Origin of the sequence: Pseudomonas sp. D4002 (assembly GCF_013385665.1) — a bacterium.
Classification (GTDB): Bacteria; Pseudomonadota; Gammaproteobacteria; order Pseudomonadales; family Pseudomonadaceae; genus Aquipseudomonas.
Map to the genome: position 1 here is coordinate 65,372 of NZ_JACAPN010000009.1, position 17,468 is coordinate 82,839.

At 55.2% G+C, this 17,468-nt stretch carries 14 protein-coding genes; all 14 read right to left on the minus strand.

Annotated elements, in window-relative coordinates; genetic code table 11:
* Positions 1 to 67 precede the first annotated feature (67 nt).
* Positions 68 to 982, minus strand: a complete 915-nt coding sequence (locus HX824_RS02865) for a GDP-mannose 4,6-dehydratase (protein ID WP_008437699.1) — start codon at positions 980 to 982, stop codon at positions 68 to 70.
* Positions 966 to 2,003: a GDP-mannose 4,6-dehydratase gene (gmd, locus tag HX824_RS02870; protein WP_008437698.1), complete on the minus strand. Its 1,038-nt coding sequence runs from the start codon at positions 2,001 to 2,003 to the stop codon at positions 966 to 968. Before gmd ends, HX824_RS02865 begins: the two co-directional genes overlap by 17 nt.
* A gap of 26 nt (positions 2,004 to 2,029) precedes the next feature.
* Positions 2,030 to 3,478 carry a mannose-1-phosphate guanylyltransferase/mannose-6-phosphate isomerase gene (locus HX824_RS02875; protein ID WP_008437697.1) on the minus strand — a complete coding sequence of 483 codons (1,449 nt, stop codon included), beginning with the start codon at positions 3,476 to 3,478 and terminating at the stop codon, positions 2,030 to 2,032.
* Positions 3,475 to 4,740 (minus strand): UDP-N-acetyl-D-mannosamine dehydrogenase, encoded by a 1,266-nt coding sequence (gene wecC / locus HX824_RS02880; protein ID WP_008437696.1) that lies wholly within the window; start codon positions 4,738 to 4,740, stop codon positions 3,475 to 3,477. The genes HX824_RS02875 and wecC overlap by 4 nt, the downstream gene beginning before the upstream one ends.
* 9 nt (positions 4,741 to 4,749) lie before the next feature.
* Positions 4,750 to 5,880: a non-hydrolyzing UDP-N-acetylglucosamine 2-epimerase gene (gene wecB, locus HX824_RS02885; protein ID WP_177054113.1), complete on the minus strand. Its 1,131-nt coding sequence runs from the start codon at positions 5,878 to 5,880 to the stop codon at positions 4,750 to 4,752.
* A gap of 787 nt (positions 5,881 to 6,667) precedes the next feature.
* Positions 6,668 to 8,038, minus strand: coding sequence for a Wzz/FepE/Etk N-terminal domain-containing protein (locus HX824_RS02890; protein ID WP_177008095.1), 1,371 nt, complete (start codon positions 8,036 to 8,038; stop codon positions 6,668 to 6,670).
* A gap of 387 nt (positions 8,039 to 8,425) precedes the next feature.
* The gene (locus HX824_RS02895) at positions 8,426 to 8,671 is read right to left on the minus strand and encodes a lipopolysaccharide assembly protein LapA domain-containing protein (RefSeq protein WP_008437692.1); all 246 of its coding nucleotides are present in this window, start codon (positions 8,669 to 8,671) and stop codon (positions 8,426 to 8,428) included.
* A 24-nt stretch (positions 8,672 to 8,695) separates the two neighbouring features.
* Positions 8,696 to 8,992 (minus strand): integration host factor subunit beta, encoded by a 297-nt coding sequence (gene ihfB, locus HX824_RS02900; protein WP_008437689.1) that lies wholly within the window; start codon positions 8,990 to 8,992, stop codon positions 8,696 to 8,698.
* A gap of 339 nt (positions 8,993 to 9,331) precedes the next feature.
* Positions 9,332 to 11,026 (minus strand): 30S ribosomal protein S1, encoded by a 1,695-nt coding sequence (gene rpsA / locus HX824_RS02905; protein WP_003218806.1) that lies wholly within the window; start codon positions 11,024 to 11,026, stop codon positions 9,332 to 9,334.
* 119 nt (positions 11,027 to 11,145) lie between these two features.
* Complete coding sequence (gene cmk, locus HX824_RS02910; protein ID WP_003172653.1) at positions 11,146 to 11,835, minus strand: (d)CMP kinase; 690 nt, start codon at positions 11,833 to 11,835, stop codon at positions 11,146 to 11,148.
* On the minus strand, positions 11,832 to 14,042 hold the full coding sequence (locus HX824_RS02915; RefSeq protein ID WP_256344545.1) for a bifunctional prephenate dehydrogenase/3-phosphoshikimate 1-carboxyvinyltransferase: 2,211 nt from the start codon (positions 14,040 to 14,042) through the stop codon (positions 11,832 to 11,834). The genes cmk and HX824_RS02915 overlap by 4 nt, the downstream gene beginning before the upstream one ends.
* A 28-nt stretch (positions 14,043 to 14,070) precedes the next feature.
* Positions 14,071 to 15,183, minus strand: a complete 1,113-nt coding sequence (gene hisC, locus HX824_RS02920) for a histidinol-phosphate transaminase (RefSeq protein ID WP_177046055.1) — start codon at positions 15,181 to 15,183, stop codon at positions 14,071 to 14,073.
* Positions 15,184 to 15,192: 9 nt separating this feature from the next.
* Positions 15,193 to 16,287 (minus strand): prephenate dehydratase, encoded by a 1,095-nt coding sequence (gene pheA, locus HX824_RS02925; protein ID WP_177054115.1) that lies wholly within the window; start codon positions 16,285 to 16,287, stop codon positions 15,193 to 15,195.
* A complete protein-coding gene (gene serC, locus HX824_RS02930) occupies positions 16,287 to 17,372 on the minus strand; it encodes a 3-phosphoserine/phosphohydroxythreonine transaminase (protein ID WP_003218814.1) in 1,086 nt (361 codons plus the stop codon). The genes pheA and serC overlap by 1 nt, the downstream gene beginning before the upstream one ends.
* Positions 17,373 to 17,468: the final 96 nt, after the last annotated feature.

Genomic DNA, 17,468 nt, shown 5'->3' on the forward strand with positions numbered 1-17,468 from the left:
CGTGAGCGGACATATTAGCAAAAAAACATATACGCACAGTGCACCAACCCGTTACTTGCCAACCGTATTAAACACGTGCCTTCTGCTGATACATTGACAGCAATGTATCGTGCAAACTAGGCACATTAATTTCACCTACCACATCAAAGAGCTTGGCCGGACTACCATAAAGCTCTTTAACTTCATCTTCCCTGACAAAGGCAGGATCAACTGTTATCGTTGGCCGATAACCTGCAATCTGTTCCATTTCATCAATCACGCTCAGTAAGGAAATGCTGCGCCCCGAGCAGATATTTATAAACTCACCACGTTGATTGGACGTCAACAGCCTTGAATAGGCCTCCACCACAAAACCGACATCAGACAAGTCGCGGGATACATCCAGATTGCCCAATCTGAGCTCCTTTTCTCCACGGGCAAATGCGCCCACGATCTTGGAGAAAACGAATGACTCCGACTGGCCGGGTCCAGTGTAATTGAATGGCCGTACCACCAATATAGGCATACGAGAAAACCACTTGCGGACAAGGGCCTCCATCGTCAGCTTGCTCAGTGCGTAATGATTAACGGGCTGCGGTTCACTGCTTTCTGAAATGGGCGATGAAATAGCGTTCCCGTAAATGTTTGCACTGCTCGCAATGATGATTTTTTCAACGACCACCTCAGCCTCCTTAATCGCATTAAGAAGGCTTTCTGTACCCAATACATTGACTCGGTAATATGACAAGGCATCGCTGCTGGTGACATGCGCCAGCGCGGCCAAGTGAATAACATGGGTGGGCTGAACCTGCTTTATCCAACCACTGAGTCGCGCCGTGTCATTCAGGTCCGCATCCAAGTGGTCAAACTCACAGGCCAGGCGCTCCCCACCAAGGCCGGCAACCCGCCAGCCGGCCTTGGTGAGGCTTTGCGCCAAATGCTTTCCAGTAAAACCCGAGAGCCCTGTAATCAGTACTGTGCGATCTTTACTTTGAAGTGCCATTGCGAACCCTTCTCAAGTCAGCTTCAACCATCAGCTGGCACAGTTGCTCCAGCGTCGTTTCTGGTTTCCAGCCTAACCGCTCTTTTGCAAACGAAGCGTCGCCAATCAACAACTCGACTTCCGCGGGTCGATAGAAGCGTGGGTTAACTTTTACCCGGGTGATGCCGGTACGACGGTCAACGCCGAATTCGTTCTCGCCACTTCCAGACCAATCGATATCAACCCCTACGGCCTTGAAGCTCATGGCAACAAAATCACGAACGGTTTCAGTACGGTTGGTAGCAAGCACAAATGTTTCCGGTGTGTCGATCTGCAACATCCGGTGCATGCCATCTACATACTCTTTAGCGAAACCCCAGTCTCGCTTGGCATCCATGTTTCCGAGTTCCAGCACTTGCTGCTCGCCCATTTCGATACTGGCGACAGCATCGGTAATTTTACGAGTAACGAACTCTTTTCCTCGCAGAGGAGACTCATGATTGAACAGAATGCCGCTGGTGGCAAAAATATCATATGATTCGCGATAGTTGATGGTTGTCCAATGCGCAAACAACTTCGCAACACCGTAAGGGCTGCGTGGGTAGAAAGGCGTGCTTTCAGATTGAGGAACAGCCTGTACCAGCCCAAACATTTCAGATGTCGAAGCTTGATAGAAACGAATCTTCGGATTTACTATTCGGATCGCTTCGAGCAAATTAAGCGCACCGACTCCGGTAATCTGCGCGGTTGTAATTGGCTGATCGAAGGAAACGCCTACGAAGCTTTGAGCCGCCAGGTTATAAACCTCGTCCGGGGCGCAATTCTGAATTAAACGAATAGTTCCGGAGAGATCAGTCAAATCAAATTCGACAAGATGAAGATCATCATGCCCAAAAACACCAAGTTCCTCTAATCGCCAGAAACTTACAGAACTTGTGCGGCGATAGGCGCCATAGACCTTATAACCCTTGGACAGCAGCAGTTCGACAAGGTAAGCCCCATCCTGACCTGTAACACCAGTAACCAGCGCATGCTTCTGCATCTGTACAACTCCTAAAAATTTAAGCCTTAAACACGTCCATAGGTATCGTCAAATCGAACAATATCATCCTCACCCAAGTACGTTCCCGACTGCACCTCTATGATCTCAAGAGGAATGGTGCCAGGATTGGAAAGGCGATGAACATGGCCAATAGGGATATAAGTACTCTGGTTTTCGTTCAGCTGAAAAACACGATCTTCACAGGTGACTTCAGCGGTGCCAGACACAACAATCCAATGCTCCGCCCGATGGTAATGCTTCTGCAAACTCAAGGTTGCTTTCGGCTTCACCAATATCCGCTTCACCTGAAAGCGCGAGCCCGAATCTATGCTGTCGTACCAGCCCCATGGGCGATGAACACGACGATGAAGCTTTGATTCTGGCCTGGCCTTGATATTCAACGCTTCGACAATAGCCTTCACACCCTGGCTACGATCTTTATCCGCAACCAATACGGCATCAGGCGTCTCGACGATAACAATATTTTCAAGCCCCACGGCCGTTACCAAACGGTGAGAGGCGTAAACCAATGTATTGGAGCTGGAGTCTATTATTACGTCGCCATGGGTAGCGTTTTGTTTTTCGTCCTTTTCACTCGAACGCCAAACAGCATCCCATGCTCCAAGGTCAGACCAACCGGCATCCATCGTGAGCATTTTCAACGTCAGGCCAGCTGAAGGCGTTTTCGCGCAATGCTCGATCACGGCATAGTCAATCGACTCAGGCGGTATCAGGGAAAACGCGTCAAGTTGTGGTCGAATAAACCCATTATCTTCAACTCGGCCCTTCCACGCGGCCTCAGTGGCATCGAAGATGTCACTTCTGAACGCGCCCAGTGCTTTCAACCAGACTGACGCGCGCAGCACAAAAATACCGCTATTCCAGAAATAGCTTCCATCTTCCAGGTATTTTTCTGCGGTTGTCCGCTCAGGCTTTTCAACAAACGCATCCACCCTCTTGACGGTAGAGGGATCTGCCGAGTGGATATAACCATAACCCGTCTCAGGGCGATCAGGCGTAATCCCCAAGATCACAATGCTGCCGTCTTTCGCAACATCGACCGCTTTACTGACCGTGTCAGTAAAAGCTTGAATATCGAGAATCATCTGGTCGGCCGGGACAACGACCAGAACCGGGTCAATCTCCTCTCCCACCTCATCGCGCGCATAAAGCGCCGCCAACGTAAGCGCAGGGGCCGTATTGCGTCCTACCGGTTCAAGAATGACAACAGCTTTAGAAACGTTCATTTCCCGGATCTGGTCGAGACACAGGAAACGATGCTCATCGTTGGCAACGATGCATGGAGCCAATAAATCCGAGCCTTGACCGTCAATCTTCAACAGTCGGGCAATCGCCTGCTGAAACAACGTCTCCCGCCCCGAAATTGCCAGAAACTGCTTCGGGTAAAGAGTTCTGCTAAGCGGCCAGAGTCTCGTTCCCGAGCCTCCAGACATAATAACCGGAAGAATTTTCATACAAGCCAGATTCCCCGGGTATCAACAATCCGGCGACCCTCGAGAAGTGAAGAAGAAACACTTTTGAATGGCTTGTGATCCACCAGTAACAACAAGACATCCGCGCGCTCAAACGCTTCTTCTATTGTGCACAACTCAGCGTTCGGCAACGTCGCAGGCAGAGAATCAATATTAGGTTCTACGACAATAACCTTCCCGGCGTGCCGGCTTGAGATATTTTTCGTAATTTCCAGAGATGGACTTTCCCGCAGGTCGTCAATATCAGGTTTGAATGCCAGGCCGAAGCACGCGATAACAATGTCTTTTTCCGACTTCCCGGGGTGACTCGACAGATGATCGGCCACAGCAGCATCAACTTTCTCCATAACCCACGACGGTTTTGAGTCATTGACTTCACGTGCAGTTTGGATCAGTTTCGCCTGGCCTTCAGCCTGACTCACGATGAACCAAGGGTCGACGGCGATGCAATGCCCACCCACGCCAGGTCCTGGTTGGAGGATATTGACGCGAGGGTGCCGGTTGGCGAGCTTGATAAGCTCCCACACATCGACATCGAACTTATCGCATATCATCGACAATTCGTTCGCGAAGGCAATATTCACATCGCGAAAGCTGTTCTCGGTCAACTTGCACATTTCTGCTGTTCGGGCGTTGGTGATAATGCACTCGCCCTCTACAAACAATTTATACAGACGTGTGGCGGCTTCTGAGCACTTGGGGGTCATCCCGCCGATGACGCGATCATTCTGTACCAACTCGCGCAACACGTGACCGGGAAGCACGCGCTCAGGGCAGTGAGCCACGCGAATGTCCGACGCCTCGCCATGGGTCTGCGGGAACGTCAGGTCAGGGCGTGCTTCAGCCAGCCATGCCGACATCTTTTCAGTCGCACCCACGGGAGAAGTGGACTCGAGGATGACCAGATCACCCTTTTTCAATACTGGTGCAATGGATTTGCTTGCGGACTCAATGTAAGAAAGGTCCGGAGCATGACCGTCCTTGAAAGGAGTGGGCACCGCAATCAAGAAGGCGTCCGCCGGCTCAGGTCGTGTACTGGCGCGCAGATACCCCTCGGTCACGGCCGCGTGCACGACTATGTCCAAATCAGGCTCAACGATATGAATCTGTCCGCCGTTGATCGTATCGACGGCCTTTTGATTAACGTCGACACCAATGACCTTTAACTTTCGCGCAGCAAAAACGGCTGCGGTTGGCAAACCGATATAGCCCAAACCAATTACAGAAATAGTGGAAAAATCCATGACCAAACCTTAATTTTTGAAAGTGGCTAGAGCATTAACAATACGCATGCAGGCGTGACCGTCACCATAAGGATTATGAGCAACGCTCATCTCCTCGTAAGCCTTTTGATCAAGTAAAAGCTCACGCAAGTGGTGAACTATCTTGTCCTTCTCTGTACCGACCAATCTGACGGTACCCGCCTCAATCGCCTCAGGCCGCTCGGTAGTGTCCCGCATGACCAGCACGGGCTTGCCCAAAGAAGGTGCCTCTTCCTGCACACCACCGGAGTCCGTCAGAATCAAGTACGACCGATTCATCAAATAGACAAAAGGTAGATAATCCAATGGTTCGATGAGGTGAATATTTTTTATACCAGCCAACAAACGGTTGACCGGTTCACGGACATTTGGATTCAAATGAACGGGGTACACGATCTCCACATCATCAAACTCATGGGCAATCGAAGCCAACGAACTGCAGATCCTTTCGAATCCATCGCCGAAGCTTTCACGCCGATGCCCTGTCACAAGGATGACGCGGCGTTGAGCAGGTAAAAATGCGAACTGCTCGGAGAACTTCTGTTTTAAATGGTCATTGGTCTCGAGCTTCTGTACGACCTCAAGCAGAGCGTCGATTACAGTATTCCCAGTCACATGAATCGCGTCAGGTGACACCCCTTCACGCAGTAAATTCTGTTGCGATCGTTCAGTAGGAGCGAAGTGAAGAAGCGCGAGTGCTCCCGTCAACTTTCGATTGGCCTCTTCCGGCCAGGGAGAATATAAATTTCCGGTGCGAAGCCCAGCTTCGATATGAGCCACAGGAATTTGCTGATAGTACGCCGCCAATGTAGTTGCAAAGGTCGTAGCGGTATCACCATGCACCAAGACAATATCCGGCCGATAAGTCCGGAAGACCTCTTTCATTCCCTGAAGAATACCAGTTGTCACGTCGGTAAGGTCTTGACCCGACTTCATGATATTAAGATCAAAGTCAGGTTCAAGTTTAAATAACTCTAACACTTGATCCAGCATTTCACGGTGTTGACCCGTGACGCAGATTTTGGCCTCAAAACGCTCATCTGCATTCAACGCTAAAGCTAATGGAGCCATTTTTATAGCTTCCGGTCGCGTACCGAAAACACTCAAGATCTTTAAAGTCATTAGATTACCAACGATTCCATATCATTATTTAGTCAGAGAATCAGTCTGGAAACCAGCAACGCTGCCATGCCCCTGCCTGACCTACCGATTACGCGCAAGCGAGTTTTCGCCGCTCCAACTGCAACCGCCTCTGCTTTGCAGCGCAGCATATCATCAACAAGCGTGCCAACATAACGCCTGGCTGGCTCAACCACACGCCCCATGAGACCCCATCATCCCCCACTCAGTTCAGGACAGGACAACGTTTTACCGCACCATTGCGGTGAGTCGCTTCACCGCAATGGTGCGTCGCAACCTCTCATTGAAATTGGGCTTTTGGTTATTGCCCCACAGGAACCCGACCTATCCGAGATCGCAATTGGGCCCACGCCCGACTGTGCCATGCAGCTCGTTGCTAATCGCCGGCGCACTCTGCACGACCGACCTGGCCGAACGGGACGCCCTTATCAAATTCCGAACCAATACTAGCCATAAGCCATTAACCTGGAGACCGCACATAAAAAATCCACATCAAACCGTATTAGGCGGTGCACCATCAACTATTAAACCAACAATACAAACCTGTGCAGGACGCTTGACGCCCGCACAAGTAAACAAAGATCAAATGCCGAAACGCCATGAAGACTCGACGCAAAGTCTTAGTAACTTTTGATAGCCGAGAAACCACCCAGGAATGCCCCTCGGCGGTTCACAGTTGCGCAAGCACGTAATGCAGGTTCCGTATGAAAGCAAGAAATACGGCCCCGAGGGGAAAACGCGTGAAGCCAAAAGCTTCACGGCCTTGGAGTTATTTTCGGTTTAACTTATTGCCAGGCTCTTGTTGCCGATCCAACTGAGCGACCGAATGGAGAAGTGAGCCTGCCGGCTCGTGCCCATCGCGCTCTGCATTGTCGCGAGCAGCACGTAACGCCTGCCTGACCAACGCAATACCAATCGCGACAATCGCCCCCAGGAGCAGGCCAAGAAAAATGATCAATGGACGATTCGGGCTCGACGGAACCAACGGCTCAAGGGCCTGCTGGTCAATACTCACCAGCCGCAGCTTCGCCAGGTCGATATTCAGGCTACTCAAACGGAAAATCTCTGTTCTCAACGGTTGAACGCCGGCAAGAAAGATATCTTCATTTTTTCGAGCATCCAGGACCTCAATCTCTCGGTTGGATGCGAGCAACTGAAGCTCCCTGGCGATTTGAGCGATGCGCGACTCGGTAAAATCATCCGACTTGCGTGACTGCAATGCAGCAAGCTCAGCCTTAAGCGCATCTACCCCCATAAAATAAAGTGGGATCTGCTGGTTGTTCACCTCAGTACGCATCACGCTACCAGCGTTCGTCACGGCCGACTCACCAAGTGAAGAAGGCGTAGCCGGCTTTTGAATGCCCAGGGAACGGGCAATCCCTATAGCCTCATTCAGCTGAGCAATACGGTCGCTACGCAAGGTTTTCAACTGCGAACGCAGCGCCTTCAACTCATCCTGCAATTGCGCGCGTTTCAACGAGTCAGCTTCTCGCAATGACGCTATTTTGGCTTCTTTTTCAATATCGTAGTTTGAACGAGCCGAATCGAGCTTGCCTTTAAGCTCCCTCAAACGGTTTTTAACGATCACATTCAAATCAGCCGTGACGCGTTCGCGCTCACTTTCGATAGCGTAGTCGACAAAGCCATTAAGAATAGAGACGCCGTCGACGCCTTTCGGATACATCATCTCGAGCTTGATGTAGGAACTCAGCGAATTTTTCTTATCTGCATCAGGAAGAATCAAACGAATAGAGTCATGATTGAACTCCTGAAAACTCTGCTCCAGAGTCTGCCCAGGACGAACAAATTTCTCGAAAAGCTTCTGGTTTTTCTTGAAATAGCTCAGGCGCGTATCATAAGAGTCGAGCGCTGCGCCCACTTTGAGGAGCGCGTCAGCCGGAGGAAGCTGATATATCTCTGATCGATTTAGCGCATCCAAATCATTAATCGCCGCAGGCCGCAAAACCGTGCTGACCTTATATACAGGGGAAGCTAAAAATGCGTAGGACGCCGCAATCAATCCCGCCCCGAGAGTGACGAAAAGCAGAAGTTTTTTTTGTTGCCAGACAGACGCGAAAAGTCGCACAAAATCAATTTCGTCGGACGATCGAACCGGGGGAGCACGGAAGCTACTACTCACAACAAAAACCTGCCTTCAAAGAGAAACTGCGGGCTCGTTATGCAGACAAGATTGTGTATTTTTATTTTAGTTATATGGCCGAAAAAACCCAGCGTCGCTGCCGGACTTTAGCGCACAAAATGCCTGTTATCGAGAACAGATTCCATTTTGCCATCTCACTGACATATTACAAGTCTTGACATATCTGTAGGAGTCTTCCTATACAGATAGGGGCAACCCTTATATAGGCCGTCCGAGAAGGACAGAAAAGCAAATTTCGTAGCCGCGAGACAATAGTCAGTGGTACCGCCGGACTTACCACATGCCGTTCACTCGACGTAACTGATGCGCACCACACCAGAAAAATCCGACGAACGGCTCGCGAGTGACACAATAACCATGGAAGCTCTACCCACGCCTTGCGGGCATGGACTTTTGACGTCGGCCCCACCCAACGATGACACTAAACAGCGGTCCCAGCAGCATTCCAATTATCAAGGCCACGACCACAAACACCGACACCGGCATCTGCCCGGTCACCCAGCCCAGGAATGAAAGAGACGCGCCCTGCTGGTTTTCCAGCACGAACCCCAACACTGCCAGCACGACAATTAGCATAGCCAGCACCAGAACAACGCGCTTAACCCCACGCATAACCTTCTCCTACCCCAAAAACACTCAGACGCTTTCTTCTTCGTCTTCGTTCACCCGATCGCGCAATTCCTTGCCCGGCTTGAAATGAGGCACGAACTTGCCGTCAAGGCTGACGGACTGCCCGGTTTTTGGGTTGCGACCCACACGAGGCGCACGATAGTGCAGCGAGAAGCTACCAAACCCACGAATTTCAATCCGATCGCCGGTAGCCAGACATTGGGACATCTGCTCAAGCATGGTCTTGATGGCCAGCTCCACATCCTTGGATGAGAGCAGCCCTTGATGGGTGACAATTCGTTCGATCAACTCCGACTTCGTCATATTTTTCCCTTCTTTTTCAAGCAGCTAGGAAAAGCGCTTCGAAGGTTTTAGCATGACCGGAGGAATTTGAACAGCCCAAGTATTGACTTATATTCAAAGAGTTGGGGCGTAACTCGATGAGAGTTGGCATTGCGCCGCACGGCCGCCAACCGCCGCTCAGCTTCACTGAAGCCACTCCACGGCGATCACTGCCAGATAGAGCCTGCAGGAGCCGATGCGCTGCCAGCGTGACCACAGCGCTCCACCTGCAGAACACCAAGGCGACGTTGCGCACAACACTAAATCCCAGGCACAAAAAAGGGCGACCGAAGTCGCCCTTTTTCTATGGTCTGACAGAACTTAGTTCTGCTTTTCCATTTGTGCACGCAGCAGGTCGCCCAGAGTGGTAGGACCAGCAGAAGGCTCAGAGGTAGCTGGCTTGTCGCGCAGGCTCTGGATGGCTTCTTTCTCTTCAGCATCGTCTTTCGACTTGATGGAGAGCTGGATTACGCGGCTCTTGCGGTCAACGCTGATGATCTTGGCTTCTACTTCTTCGCCTTCTTTCAGAACGTTGCGCGCGTCTTCAACGCGGTCACGGCTGATTTCGGAGGCTTTCAGAGTCGCTTCGATATCGTCGGCCAGAGTGATGATGGCGCCTTTAGCGTCAACTTCCTTCACGATGCCTTTAACGATTGCGCCTTTGTCGTTCTCTTGAACGTACTCGGAGAACGGATCGCTTTCCAGTTGCTTGATACCCAGGGAGATGCGCTCGCGCTCTGGGTCAACCGACAGGATAACGGTGTCCAGCTCGTCGCCCTTCTTGAAACGACGAACAGCTTCTTCGCCAACTTCGTTCCAGGAGATGTCGGACAGGTGAACCAGACCGTCGATGCCGCCGTCCAGACCAATGAAGATACCGAAATCGGTGATCGACTTGATGGTGCCGGAGATTTTATCGCCCTTGTTGAACTGGCCAGAGAAATCTTCCCATGGGTTAGATTTGCACTGCTTGATGCCGAGGGAGATACGACGACGCTCTTCGTCGATGTCCAGAACCATAACTTCCACTTCGTCGCCGACTTGTACGACTTTCGAAGGGTGGATGTTCTTGTTGGTCCAGTCCATTTCGGAAACGTGTACCAGGCCTTCCACGCCTTCTTCCAGCTCTGCGAAGCAGCCGTAGTCGGTCAGGTTGGTAACACGCGCGGTGACGCGAGTGCTTTCTGGGTAACGAGCCTTGATAGCGACCCATGGATCTTCGCCCAGCTGCTTCAAGCCCAGGGAGACACGGTTGCGCTCACGATCGTACTTCAGAACCTTGACATCGATCTCGTCGCCAACGTTGACGATTTCCGATGGATGCTTGATACGCTTCCAAGCCATGTCGGTAATGTGCAGCAGGCCATCGACGCCACCCAGATCGACGAATGCGCCGTAATCGGTGAGGTTCTTGACGATACCTTTGACTTGTTGGCCTTCCTGCAGGGATTCCAGCAGAGCTTCACGCTCGGCGGAGTTCTCTGCTTCCAGGACGCTGCGACGGGAAACGACAACGTTGTTGCGCTTCTGGTCGAGCTTGATGACCTTGAATTCGAGTTCCTTGCCTTCCAGGTGCGTGGTGTCGCGCACAGGACGAACGTCGACCAAAGAACCTGGCAGGAACGCACGGATGCCGTTAACGTCGACAGTGAAGCCGCCTTTAACCTTACCGTTGATAACGCCCTTGACCACTTCTTCAGCTGCGAAGGCTGCTTCGAGAACAATCCAGCATTCAGCGCGCTTGGCTTTTTCACGGGACAGCTTGGTTTCACCGAAACCGTCTTCAACCGAGTCCAGAGCAACGTGAACTTCGTCACCGACATTGATAGTCAGGTCACCAGCATCGTTGTAGAACTGTTCCAGCGGGATCAGAGCTTCAGACTTCAGACCAGCGTGAACGGTTACCCAGCGAGCTTGGTAATCGATATCAACGATAACACCGGTGATGATGGAGCCTGCCTGAAGGTTCAGGGTTTTTAGGCTTTCTTCAAAGAGTTCCGCAAAGCTTTCGCTCATTTTAATTCCTGTTGATAAGGGCGAAGAATACGCCCATCTCCACACCCCAGACGGTGTGGGTCAGTTTCAATTAAAAGAAGCACCACAGGACTATGACTGGTCCCCTGCGGCCTTCTTGGTCACCCGGCGATATCGCGAATGGCGATCTCACTCAAGATGCGTTCCAGCACCTGCTCGATGGACAACTCCGTGGAATCCAGCTGTATGGCGTCAGCCGCCGGCTTGAGCGGGGCTACCGCACGCTGGGTATCACGCTCATCGCGTGCACGGATCTCATCTAGCAGACTCGACAGACTAACACCATCGACTTTGCCCTTCAACTGCAAGTAACGGCGACGGGCCCGCTCCTCGGCGCTGGCCGTGAGGAAAATCTTCAGCGGCGCCTCGGGAAAGACCACCGTGCCCATGTCGCGGCCATCGGCCACCAGACCCGGCGGTTCCTGGAAAGCCCGCTGGCGCTGCAGCAAAGCATCGCGCACCGCCGGCAATGCGGCGACCTGGGAAGCCCAGGAGCCGACCTGCTCGTTGCGCAGGTCGTCGGTCACATCGTCCCCTTCCAGGATGATGCGCTGGGGATGACCTTCGGTCGCCCCGACGAACTGCACGTCAAGATGCGCAGCCAGCAGCTTCAGCGATTCTTCGTTGGTCAGGTCGACGCCATGGTTGCGGGCGGCAAAGGCCAGCAAGCGGTACAGCGCCCCGGAATCCAGCAGGCACCAGCCCAGGCGCTTGGCCAGGATGCCGGCGATCGTGCCCTTGCCCGAGCCACTTGGCCCGTCGATGGTAATCACCGGTGCTTTGATATTCACAATTGAGCCTCTTGGGCAACACGGATGCCGACTTGGGCACACAGTGTAAGAAAATTCGGAAAAGACGTAGCCACGTTGGCACAGTCATGGATACGAATCGGCGCAGCCGCTCGCAGGGAAGCCACGCTGAAGGCCATGGCAATCCGGTGATCGCCATGGGCGTGGACTTCACCACCGCCGATCACGCCACCATCGATAATAATCCCATCAGGTGTCGGTTCACACTTCACGCCCAGCGCAAGCAGACCGTCGGCCATGACCTGGATCCGGTCGGACTCCTTGACCCGCAGCTCCTCTGCCCCACGCAATACCGTCCGGCCTTCGGCGCACGCCGCAGCCACGAACAACACCGGGAACTCATCGATAGCCAGCGGGACCAGGGCTTCAGGAATCTCGATCCCCTTCAACGGCGCCGCACGAACACGCAAATCAGCAACCGGCTCACCACCCACTTCCCGTTGGTTTTCCAAGGTGATGTCCGCGCCCATCAGTCGCAGGATATCGATCACGCCGGTACGGGTCGGATTGATACCCACATGTTCAAGCAACAGCTCGGAGCCTTCGGCAATCGACGCCGCCACCAGGAAGAACGCCGAAGAGGAAATATCCCCAGGCACCTCAATATGGGTCGCGGTCAACGCATGGCCCGACTCGACCGCAGCCGTAGCGCCCGCCACTTCCACCGGATACCCAAAACCGCGCAACATCCGCTCGGTATGGTCGCGGGTCGGCGCCGGTTCGGTAATCGAGGTTTTACCCTCGGCATACAACCCGGCTAACAACAGGCAGGACTTGACCTGAGCGCTGGCCATCGGCAATGCGTAGGTCAGCCCCTTGAGTGCCTGGCCGCCACGAATGGTCAGCGGCGGGCGCCCTTCCGGCCCGGTCTCGATCACCGCACCCATTGCGCGCAATGGCTTGGCCACGCGATTCATCGGGCGCTTGGACAGCGAGGCGTCACCCGTCAACACACTGTCGAAGCGCTGGGCCGCCAGCAAACCGGACAACAACCGCATGGAGGTGCCGGAGTTACCCAGATAGATCGGACCTGGCGCCGGCTTCAAGCCATGCAGGCCAACCCCGTGGATGGTGACGCGCCCATGGTGCGGGCCTTCAATCACCACGCCCATGTCGCGGAACGCCTGCAAGGTCGCCAGGGCGTCCTCACCCTCCAGAAAACCTTCGACCTCAGTGACACCGTCCGCCAGAGAACCGAGCATGATCGAGCGATGGGAGATCGACTTATCCCCAGGCACGCGGATCTGCCCGCTCAAGCGGCCACCGGGACTGGCGAGAAACACCAGGTCATCCGCGTTTACTGCAGCATCCATATAGGCCCGACGCGCCAGAATCTTGCTGAAATGCTCCCGTGCCACCCGCGCACGGGTGAACACGCCCAACAACTGGTGCCCGTCGCCAGCATCGACCGCGTCGCGCAAGGCGTCGAGGTCGCTGCGGAACGTGTCCAGGGTGCGCAACACCGCATCGCGGTTGGCAAGGAAGATGTCGTGCCACATCACCGGATCACTACCGGCGATCCGGGTAAAGTCGCGGAAACCACCGGCGGCGTAGCGGAAAATCTCGAGGTTCTCGTTGCGCTTGGCCAACGAATCCACCAGGCCAAATGCGAGCAAATGCGGCAGATGGCTGGTCGCTGCCAGCACTTCATCGTGGCGCTCGACCTGCATATGCTCGACATCCGCCCCCAGCTCGCGCCAGAGCCGATCCACCACGGCCAGTGCCGCAGGATCGGTTTCATCCAGTGGTGTCAGAATCACTTTATGGCGACGGAACAGCTGCGCATTGGACGCCTCCACCCCGCTCTGCTCGGACCCGGCAATCGGATGCCCGGGCACAAACCGCGCAGGCATGCCACCAAAGGCCAGCCGCGCCGCACGCACCACATTGCCCTTGGCACTGCCGACATCGGTCAGGATTGCCTGGCCCAGATCCATGCCGGCCAACAGCGCCAGCAACTTCTCCATGGCCAGGATCGGCACCGCCAGCTGAATGACATCCGCGCCCTGGCAGGCTACAGCGAGCTCAGCCTCGCAACGGTCCACCACACCCAACTCCACCGCCAACTTGCGCGATTGCGGGTCCAGGTCCACACCGACCACTTCGCCACACAGGCCGCTTTCCCGCAGGCCCTTCGCAAAGGAGCCGCCGATCAATCCCAGACCGACCACCACCAGGCGACCGATCATAGGTACAGCAGGTTGCAATGCAGTGACATCAACCACGAGCCAGAACCTTGGCCAGCGCTTCGAGGAAGCGGCTGTTTTCAGCAGGCAGACCGATGGTGATGCGCAGGTGGTTCGGCATGCCGTAGTTGGCCACCGGACGCACGATCACACCCTCGCGCAGCAAGCCCTGGAACACAGGAGCCGCCACTTGGCCGAGGTCGACGCAGATGAAGTTGCCCTTGGACGGAATCCAGCCCAGGCCCAGCTCACGGAAGCCTTCCTGCAATTGCAGCATGCCGCTTTCGTTGAGGCGACGGCCTTCTTCCAGGTACTCGGCGTCCTGCACCGCAGCGCAAGCCGCCGCCAGTGCGAGGCTGTTGACGTTGAATGGCTGGCGCACACGGTTCAACACATCGGCTACCACCGCAGTGGACAAGCCGTAACCGACCCGCAGCGACGCCAGGCCATAAGCCTTGGAGAAGGTGCGCGAGACCAGCAGGTTCGGATAAGCCGCGAGGAAGTCCAGGCCGTCCGGCAAGTCGCTGCCTTCGGCGTACTCGATGTATGCCTCGTCCAGCACCACCAGTACATGCTCCGGCACGTCCTGCAGGAAGTTATCCAGCACCTCGGCGCTGAACCAGGTGCCGGTCGGGTTGTTCGGGTTGGCGATAAACACAACACGAGTATTGTCATCGATGGCCGCCAGCATGGCTGGCAGGTCATGACCCCAGTCTTTCGCAGGAATCACACGCGCCTCGGCGCCAACGGCCTGAGTGACGATCGGATAGACCGCAAACGCGTGCTCGCTGAATACCGCGTTCAGGCCCGGCGCCAGATAGGCACGGCCGACCAGCTCCAGAATATCGTTGGAGCCGTTACCCAGGGTCACCTGGTTGATATCAACGCGGCAGTTTTTCGCCAGCAGGGACTTGAGCTCAAAGCCGTTACCATCGGGATAACGGGTCAGTTCGGCCAGCGCCTCACGAATCGCAGCCAGTACCTTGGGGCTTGGGCCCATCGGGTTTTCGTTACTGGCCAGCTTTACGATCTTCGACGGATCCAGGTTCAACTCGCGCGCCAACTCGTCCACAGGCTTGCCCGGAACGTAAGGCGACAGTTGTTGCACGCCCGGCTGCGCCAGGGCGAGGAAGTTGCCACTCATGTTAAAGCCTCACAAAACCGCTTTCGGGTAGGAGCCCAGCACCTTGAGTGCCACGGCTTCCTGACTGATTTTCTCGAGCACACCCTTGACCAGAGGGTCGCGGTGATGGCCGACGAAGTCGATAAAGAACACATAAGTCCATTTACCGCTGCGCGAAGGACGAGTCTCGATTCGCGTCAGGTCAATCCCGTTATCGTGGAACGGCACCAGCAGCTCATGCAGCGCGCCGGGCTTGTTGCTCATGGAGACGATGATCGACGTCTTGTCGTCGCCGGTCGGCGGCACTTCCTGGCTGCCGATCATCAGGAAGCGCGTGGAGTTATCCGGGCGATCCTCGATTTTCTCGGCCAGGCGCGTCAGCCCATACAGGCCGGCAGCCATGTCGCCGGCAATCGCCGCCGAGTTCCACTCACCCTTGACCCGCTTCGCCGCTTCGGCGTTGCTGGACACCGCCACGCGCTCCACATTCGGGTAGTGCGCGTCCAGCCACTTGCGGCACTGGGCCAGGGACTGGGCGTGGGAGTAGATGCGGCTGATGCTGTCGGTCTTGGTGTTTTCGCCCACCAGCAAGTGGTGGTGAATACGCAACTCGACTTCGCCGCAGATCACCATGTCGTGCTCAAGGAAGCTGTCGAGGGTGTGGTTGACGGCACCTTCGGTGGAGTTTTCCACCGGCACCACGCCAAAATTCACCGCCCCGGCGGCCACTTCACGGAACACTTCGTCGATCGCAGCCATCGGCTTGCTGATCACCGCGTGACCGAAGTGCTTCATGGCCGCGGCTTGAGTGAAGGTGCCTTCCGGACCCAGGTAAGCCACTTTCAGCGGCTGCTCCAGCGCCAGGCACGAAGACATGATTTCACGGAACAACCGCGCCATCTCTTCGTTGCCCAACGGGCCCTTGTTGCGTTCCATCACGCGCTTGAGCACCTGGGCTTCACGCTCCGGACGGTAGAATACCGGCACTTCGCCTTCAGCCAGGGAAGCCATCTTCACCCGTGCAACTTCCTGGGCGCACCGCGCGCGCTCACTGACCAGTTCCAGGACTTTCTCGTCCAGGCTGTCAATGCGTACGCGCAGGGCCTTGAGTTCTTGCTCAGACATTAGCCGTGTTCCTTTTCGAACTCTGCCATGTAAGCCACCAGCGCCTTGACGGCGTGGATATCGACAGCGTTATAGATGGAGGCGCGCATGCCACCTACCGAACGGTGGCCCTTGAGGTTCAACAGGCCGCGCTCGTCGGCGCCGGCGAGGAAAGGCTTGTCCAGGCGGTCATCCGCCAGGCGGAACGGCACGTTCATCCACGAACGGTCGGTCAGGTTGATCGGGTTGCTGTACAGGCCGCTGGCGTCGATGAAGTCGTACAGGGTACGTTTCTTCTCTTCGTTGAGCTTGCCCATGGCAGCCACGCCGCCCTGCTCTTTCAGCCATTCGAACACCAGGCCCGACAGGTACCAGGCGAAGGCCGGCGGGGTGTTGTACATCGAGCCGTTATCGGCCGCGACCTTGTAGTTGAGCATGGTCGGGCACAGCGAACGCGCACGACCCAACAGGTCTTCACGGACGATGTTGACCAGGATGCCGCTCGGGCCGATGTTCTTCTGTGCACCGGCGTAGATCATGCCGTACTTGGACACATCGATCGGGCGCGAGAGGATGTCCGAGGACATGTCGCAGACCAGCGGGACATCACCCACTTCCGGCACCCAGTCGAACTCCAGGCCGCCGATGGTTTCGTTCGCCACGTAGTGAACGTAGGCCGCGTCTTTCGACAGTTTCCACTCGTTCTGACCGGGGATGGCGAAGTAGTCGTAGGGCTTGGCCGTGCCTGCCACATTGACGTGACCGTAACGGGAGGCCTCTTCAATGGCCTTCTGCCCCCAGATACCGGTGTCGATATAGTCCGCAGTGCCGTCTTCCGGCAGCAGGTTCAGCGGGATCTGGGCGAACTGCTGGCTCGCACCACCCTGCAGGAACAGCACTTTGTAATCGGACGGGATGTCCAGCAAGTCGCGCATATCCTGCTCGGCCTTGGTGGCAATGGACACGAACTCATCGCTGCGATGGCTCATTTCCATCACGGAGAGGCCTTTTCCATGCCAGTCGAGGAGTTCACCCTGCGCGCGCTGCAGGACTGCTTCAGGAAGCGCCGCGGGACCGGCACAGAAGTTATAGGCTCTCTTGCTCACATCCAATCTCTCTGATCTGGTGGGACTGCAATCAACATCCCGCAACGCGGAACCCTGTAGGAGCTGGCTTGCCAGCGATGCAAACGACTCGGCGCT

Bases quoted from the DNA above. Each gene is read 5' to 3' on its own strand.
- HX824_RS02865 (WP_008437699.1), bottom strand. From the start codon at position 982: ATGGCACTTCAAAGTAAAGATCGCACAGTACTGATTACAGGGCTCTCG.
- gmd (WP_008437698.1), bottom strand. From the start codon at position 2,003: ATGCAGAAGCATGCGCTGGTTACTGGTGTTACAGGTCAGGATGGGGCT.
- HX824_RS02875 (WP_008437697.1), bottom strand. From the start codon at position 3,478: ATGAAAATTCTTCCGGTTATTATGTCTGGAGGCTCGGGAACGAGACTC.
- wecC (WP_008437696.1), bottom strand. From the start codon at position 4,740: ATGGATTTTTCCACTATTTCTGTAATTGGTTTGGGCTATATCGGTTTG.
- wecB (WP_177054113.1), bottom strand. From the start codon at position 5,880: ATGACTTTAAAGATCTTGAGTGTTTTCGGTACGCGACCGGAAGCTATA.
- HX824_RS02895 (WP_008437692.1), bottom strand. From the start codon at position 8,671: ATGCGTGGGGTTAAGCGCGTTGTTCTGGTGCTGGCTATGCTAATTGTC.
- ihfB (WP_008437689.1), bottom strand. From the start codon at position 8,992: ATGACGAAGTCGGAGTTGATCGAACGAATTGTCACCCATCAAGGGCTG.
- rpsA (WP_003218806.1), bottom strand. From the start codon at position 11,026: ATGAGCGAAAGCTTTGCGGAACTCTTTGAAGAAAGCCTAAAAACCCTG.
- HX824_RS02915 (WP_256344545.1), bottom strand. From the start codon at position 14,042: ATGATCGGTCGCCTGGTGGTGGTCGGTCTGGGATTGATCGGCGGCTCC.
- hisC (WP_177046055.1), bottom strand. From the start codon at position 15,183: ATGAGTGGCAACTTCCTCGCCCTGGCGCAGCCGGGCGTGCAACAACTG.
- pheA (WP_177054115.1), bottom strand. From the start codon at position 16,287: ATGTCTGAGCAAGAACTCAAGGCCCTGCGCGTACGCATTGACAGCCTG.